At 61.4% G+C, this 6,001-nt stretch carries 4 protein-coding genes, 1 tRNA gene and 2 rRNA genes (1 of these 7 only partly in view); 3 read left to right on the plus strand and 4 right to left on the minus strand.

The window, feature by feature from the left end:
• The first annotated feature begins 153 nt into the window (after positions 1–153).
• Positions 154–762 carry a TetR/AcrR family transcriptional regulator gene (locus tag ACO055_RS10560; protein ID WP_422058833.1) on the plus strand — a complete coding sequence of 203 codons (609 nt, stop codon included), beginning with the start codon at positions 154–156 and terminating at the stop codon, positions 760–762.
• Positions 763–783: 21 nt separating this feature from the next.
• Here ACO055_RS10560 and ACO055_RS10565 read toward each other — a convergent pair whose 3' ends face one another.
• Positions 784–1,050, minus strand: coding sequence for a hypothetical protein (locus tag ACO055_RS10565; protein WP_422058834.1), 267 nt, complete (start codon positions 1,048–1,050; stop codon positions 784–786).
• A gap of 88 nt (positions 1,051–1,138) precedes the next feature.
• Between ACO055_RS10565 and fdhD the strand changes: the two genes are divergently transcribed.
• Both fdhD and ACO055_RS10575 read left to right on the plus strand, forming a co-directional pair.
• Positions 1,139–1,939, plus strand: a complete 801-nt coding sequence (fdhD, locus tag ACO055_RS10570; RefSeq protein ID WP_422058835.1) for a formate dehydrogenase accessory sulfurtransferase FdhD — start codon at positions 1,139–1,141, stop codon at positions 1,937–1,939.
• Positions 1,940–1,996: 57 nt separating this feature from the next.
• Positions 1,997–4,276, plus strand: a complete 2,280-nt coding sequence (locus tag ACO055_RS10575) for an FdhF/YdeP family oxidoreductase (RefSeq protein ID WP_422058836.1) — start codon at positions 1,997–1,999, stop codon at positions 4,274–4,276.
• 37 nt (positions 4,277–4,313) lie between these two features.
• On the opposite strand, the gene ACO055_RS10580 is transcribed toward ACO055_RS10575, so the two are convergent.
• From ACO055_RS10580 to ACO055_RS10590, 3 genes are all read right to left on the minus strand, one after another.
• Positions 4,314–4,390: transfer RNA gene (locus tag ACO055_RS10580), tRNA-Met, on the minus strand.
• A gap of 114 nt (positions 4,391–4,504) precedes the next feature.
• Positions 4,505–4,619, minus strand: a 5S ribosomal RNA gene (gene rrf, locus ACO055_RS10585).
• 117 nt (positions 4,620–4,736) lie between these two features.
• Positions 4,737–6,001 (minus strand): 23S ribosomal RNA (locus ACO055_RS10590) (it continues 1,555 nt past the right edge of the window).

The following is a 6,001-nucleotide window of genomic DNA, read 5'->3' on the forward strand; positions in this document are numbered from 1 at the left end:
GGACGCTTGCGCAAGCTGACAGCAGGCAGAAAACTGCGGCGGAAGAGAGAAAGCGATAAGGCATGGCATCCCATGATACTAACTGGTATCATGCGCCATTGGACCTCGGAGAATGCGTTGTCAATTGAAATGATACCAGCCAGTACGGCGCCTTTGGACGATGCCGCGGCGCAGCGCCGCAAGGCGTTCGTCGACGCCGCGCGCGAAGGCTTTTTCGCCAATGGCTATGCGGGCACCACCATGTCGTCGATCGCGAGCAAGGTTGGCGGCTCGAAGACGACGCTATGGACCTATTTTCCGTCGAAGGAGGATCTGTTCGCTGCCGTCGTCGATGGCATCGTCGAGCAATATGGCGATGCCCTGACGATCGATCTGCCGCTCGACCAGCCGGTCCCCGACGTACTGCGCCGTTTCGGCAATGTGCTGATGAACAAATTGACCGCGACGCCCTTGCTTTCGCTCTATCGGCTCGTCGTCGGAGAGGCCGAGCGTTTTCCGCACCTGGCCGAGACCTTTTACGACCGCGGGCCACGCCGCGGCAAGGCCCGCGCCGCCGAATGGGTGGGCGAGAAAATGGTGCGCGGCGAGTTGCGCATGGGCGACCCGATGCGCGCGGTGCAGCAATTCTCCGGCCTCTGCCAGTCGGGCCTGTACCAGTTCGCCGTCCTCGGCCTGCCCGAAGCGCGCGACATCAGCCGCCTTGCCGAAGAGGTCGATGCAGCGGTTGATACCTTCTATCGCGCCTGGAAGCCCGAAGTCTGACCGGCGCCTAGCGACAAGGCGCTAGTCGGGGCTATCGTTTGCCCGGTCGAACAGATCCATGAAATCGCGCGCGACGTTCCGCTCCGCCTCGGTCTTGAACGCAACGTCCAGATCGGGCGCCACGCCCAGACTGTGCATCAGCGTCCAGAGCGCAAAGCGCCGGCCGCCGTTCGCCTCAAGCCCGAAATCGACGCGCATCCGCTCGGTACCCACTGCAAACGCCTCGGGGTGAATGGCCGACAGGTCGGCGGTGCCGAAATAGCGGCGGAGTTGATCGTCGAAATCCATGCTCCCTCGTCGCAGAAAGCATGGCCAAAGCCAAGCCGATGCCCGGTCGCGCGTTGCCACCGCAGCGGCGGAGGACTAGGCATCGCGGATGCAGAACGAACTTCGCTTTCCCGCGCGCCGCATCGACCTGAATGGGCAAAGCGACGCGGCGATCGAGCGCGACGTTCCGGTCGAGGCGCCGATCGCGATCGAATATAACGGCATCGGCTATGCTGTGATGATGGCGACGCCCGCCGATCTGGAGGCCTATGCGATCGGCTTCACAATTTGCGAAGGACTGGCAACGGCCTCGGGCGACATCGGCGGCGTGCAGATCAATGCGGTTGCCGGAGGCTGGGTCGTGCGCGTGCGCCTGTCACCCGATCGCATGGACCGCGTGATCGACCGCGCCCGGACGCGCGCGTCCGAAAGCAGTTGCGGGTTATGCGGGATCGAGACGATCGAAGAGTTGCTGCATCCGCTGGAACCCACGTCTAGGCCGGTCCCGATAAACCGTGTGGCGATAGCAAAAGCGCTCTCCGCGCTTCCCGATCATCAGCCGCTCGGCTGCGCCACGGGTGCGGTCCACGCTGCGGCCTTCTGCGACCCGGACGGCACCATCCGGTTTGCGAAAGAGGACGTCGGCCGTCACAACGCGCTCGACAAGCTGATCGGCGCTCTGGCGATGAACGCCGTGGATCCGGCGGCGGGGTTCATCCTGCTGTCGGCGCGCTGCAGCTATGAGCTGGTGGAAAAAACGGTGCGAGCCGGCGGCACAACGCTCGTGACCATCTCGGCGCCGACCAGCCTGGCGGTCGAGCGCGCGGTCGCCGCGCAGTTGACGCTCGTCGCGCTGGCGCGATCCGATTCGCTGCTCGTGCTCAGCGACCCGTTCGGGAGTATCTTGTGATCGACGCGGGGACACCAGGCGGGCTATGCTCCGCACCCGGATATCGAGGCGACTGAGATGGCAAGCGACGAGCCCGAAGGCGTAAAGCCCTACCCCGGTCCGGCAGGCGGTTGGGGCGCGTTACGCGCGGTCGCGCGCGCGGTGCGCGAACAAATGGGCGCCAGCCCCGATACGCGCGCGCTGCTCCAGATGAACCAGCCCGACGGCTTCGACTGCCCCGGCTGTGCCTGGCCCGATCCCGAACACACATCCTCGTTCGAATTCTGCGAGAATGGCGCGAAGGCGGTGACGTGGGAAGCGACGCCGAAGCGTGTCGATCCCTATTTCTTCGCGCGCCATAGCGTCGGCGAGCTGTGGCAATGGTCGGACCATGATCTGGAGGACGCCGGGCGCCTGACCCTTCCACTGGCCTATGATGCCGCGACCGACCATTTCGTGCCGATCGGCTGGGACGAAGCGTTCGCGCGGATCGGCACGGCGATGGCTGCGATCGACGACCCCGACCGGATGGAATTCTACACATCGGGGCGCACGTCGAACGAGGCCGCTTTCCTCTACCAGCTGCTCGCGCGCATTTACGGTACCAACAACTTCCCCGACTGTTCGAATATGTGCCACGAAGCCACGAGCACCGGGCTGCCGATTTCGATCGGCGTCGGCAAAGGCACCGTGACACTCGACGATTTCGAGCTTGCCGACGCGGTGTTCTGCATCGGCCACAACCCCGGCACCAATCATCCGCGCATGCTGGGCACCTTGCGCGAAGTGTCGCGCCGCGGCGCGCCGATCATCGTCGTCAATCCAATGCGCGAGCGCGGGCTCGAACGATTCCAGGATCCGCAAGCGCCCGTCGAGATGATGACTCTGGGCTCGACCCCGCTCGCCTCGGCGTATCACCAAGTGCGGATCGGCGGCGACGCAGCGCTGTTCAAGGGCATCATGAAGGCCTTGATCGAGGCCGATGCCATCGATCTCGCCGAGGGAGGGAACGGCCTGCTCGATCGCGCCTTCATCGTTGACCATACAGCGGGATTTGAAGAGCTTAAGAGCGATATCGCGGCGACCGACTGGCGTGCGATCGAGCGGAAGTCGGGACTGACGCGGGCGGCGATCGAAAGCATCGCACGCACCTATTGGCAATCGGAACGGGTCATCGTCTGTTACGGCATGGGGCTGACGCAGCACCGCCACGGCACCGAGAATGTTCAGCAACTCGCCAATCTGTTGCTGCTTCGCGGTAATATCGGCAAGCCCGGAGCGGGGATCTGCCCGCTCCGCGGGCATAGCAATGTCCAGGGCGACCGTACCGTCGGCATCACCGAACTGCCGTCCGAAAAGTTCCTCGCGCGGCTCGACCAGGCCTTCGGCATCAACAGCCCGCGCAAACATGGTCACAATGCCGTCGAAGCCATTGCGGCCATGCGCGATGGCCAGTCCAAGGGCTTCATCGGGCTTGGCGGCAATCTCGCGGTTGCGATGTCGGATCCCGAAGAGTGTTTCGCGGCGTTCCGCAAACTCGACCTCAACGTCCAGATATGCACGAAGCTCAACCGCACCTGTTTGCTGGTCGCGCGCGAAAGCATCATCCTGCCCTGTCTCGGCCGCACCGAACTCGACGTGCAGGCGAGCGGGCCGCAGGCGGTGACGGTCGAGGATTCGATGTCGATGGTTCACGCCTCGCACGGCAAACTGAAGGCCGCGTCGCCCGACCTATTATCCGAGCCGGCAATCGTCGCCGGGATCGCCAAAGCCGCGGTGCCGCATGCACCCATCGACTGGGACGAGCTGGTCGCCGACTATGACCGCATCCGCGACAAGATCGAGGCAGTGTTTCCCGATTTCCATGACTTCAACGCGCGCATCCGCACACCCGGCGGCTTCCGCCTCCGCGTCGGAGCATCGAACCGCGAATGGGATACCGCGGACGGTAAGGCGCATTTTCTGGTCCACGCCGGGATCGACGAAGACGACGGACGTGGCGATACGCCCCTGACGCTGACCACGGTGCGCAGCCACGACCAGTATAACACGACGATCTATGGTCTGAACGACCGCTACCGCGGCGTCACCGGGCGACGCGACGTCATCTTCGCCAACGCTGACGATCTCGCGGCGATGGGCCTGGCGCATGGCGATGTTGTCGATGTGGTCGCAGGTCCCGATCGCGTGCTCGCCCGGCAAACCGTTCTGGCGCACGATATCTCGCGCGGGTCGGTCGCGGCCTATTATCCCGAAGCAAACGGCCTGATCGCGCTCGACAATTATGATCGGCAGAGCGGAACGCCGTCGTATAAATCGGTTCCGATCGCGCTGCGGCGCGCAAAAACGTCCGCATAAGCGGCGCTTTATTATCCTGATTTTCTAGATATTTGGCTGGTTGCGGGAGTAGGATTTGAACCTACGACCTTCAGGTTATGAGCCTGACGAGCTACCGGGCTGCTCCATCCCGCGTCAACCAGCGGCGGCACCTTTCGGGACCGCCAAAAACAGCAAAAGGCCGGCATTTCTGCCGGCCTCTAACTTTGTGAATGGGTTTTTCTATTTCGACCTTACGTCGGCTACAATGCCTGGCGACGTCCTACTCTTCCAGGGCTTGAGCCATAGTACCATCGGCGCTGTCAGGTTTCACGTCCGAGTTCGAGATGGGATCGGGTGGGTCACTGACGCCATGGTCACCAAGCAATGAAGCCGGCGTAGGTCAAAAAGGGTTTCAATCGATGCCCGTGCAATATGGACTGACTTACAATCATCCACTTCGCGGACAATCCGTTCAGGACTGTCGTTGATGGTGGGACTCTAAAGTGCGAATAGAGCAATTAGTATCGGTTAGCTCCACGCGTTACCGCGCTTCTACATCCGATCTATCAACGTGGTGGTCTTCCACGGCTCTATGAAATCTTATCTTGAGGGAGGCTTCCCGCTTAGATGCTTTCAGCGGTTATCCCGTCCATACATAGCTACCCTGCTGCGCGGCTGGCGCCACGACAGGTACACCAGAGGTATGTTCAACCCGGTCCTCTCGTACTAGGGTCAACTCCTCTCAAATTTCGACGCCCACGGCAGATAGGGACCAAACTGTCTCACGACGTTCTGAACCCAGCTCACGTACCACTTTAATTGGCGAACAGCCAAACCCTTGGGACCTGCTCCAGCCCCAGGATGTGATGAGCCGACATCGAGGTGCCAAACGATTCCGTCGATATGAGCTCTTGGGAATCATCAGCCTGTTATCCCCGGCGTACCTTTTATCCGTTGAGCGATGGCCCTTCCACTCGGGACCACCGGATCACTATGACCGACTTTCGTCTCTGCTCGACTCGTCAGTCTCGCAGTCAGGCAGGCTTATGCCATTGCACTCTAACAGACGGTTTCCAACCGTCCTGAGCCTACCATCGCGCGCCTCCGTTACTCTTTAGGAGGCGACCGCCCCAGTCAAACTACCCGCCACAGAGGGTCCCTGATCCAGTTTCATGGATCGAGGTTAGACATCAGAAAACAACAGGGTGGTATTTCACCTATGGCTCCACGACAGCTGGCGCCGTCGCTTCAAAGCCTCCCACCTATGCTACACAGTTCTTTCCTAATGCCACTCTGAAGCTGCAGTAAAGGTGCACGGGGTCTTTCCGTCTAACCGCGGGTACTCCGCATCTTCACGGAGAATTCAATTTCGCTGAGCATCTCCTGGAGACAGTGGGGAAGTCGTTACGCCATTCGTGCAGGTCGGAACTTACCCGACAAGGAATTTCGCTACCTTAGGACCGTTATAGTTACGGCCGCCGTTTACCTGGGCTTCATTTCGGAGCTTGCACCCCTCCACTTAACCTTCAGGCACCGGGCAGGCGTCAGGCCCTATACGTCGTCTTGAAGCCGACTTAGCAGAGCCCTGTGTTTTTGCTAAACAGTCGCTACCCCCTGGCCTGTGCCCCCCACAACTGGTTGCCCAGATGTGGGGCCTCCTTCTTCCGAAGGTACGGAGGCAATTTGCCGAGTTCCTTCAGGAGACTTCTCTCAAGCGCCTTGGTATACTCTACCATCCCACCTGTGTCGGTTTAGGGTACGGTC

It is taken from the genome of Sphingopyxis sp., assembly GCF_965227415.1.
Classification (GTDB): Bacteria; Pseudomonadota; Alphaproteobacteria; order Sphingomonadales; family Sphingomonadaceae; genus Sphingopyxis.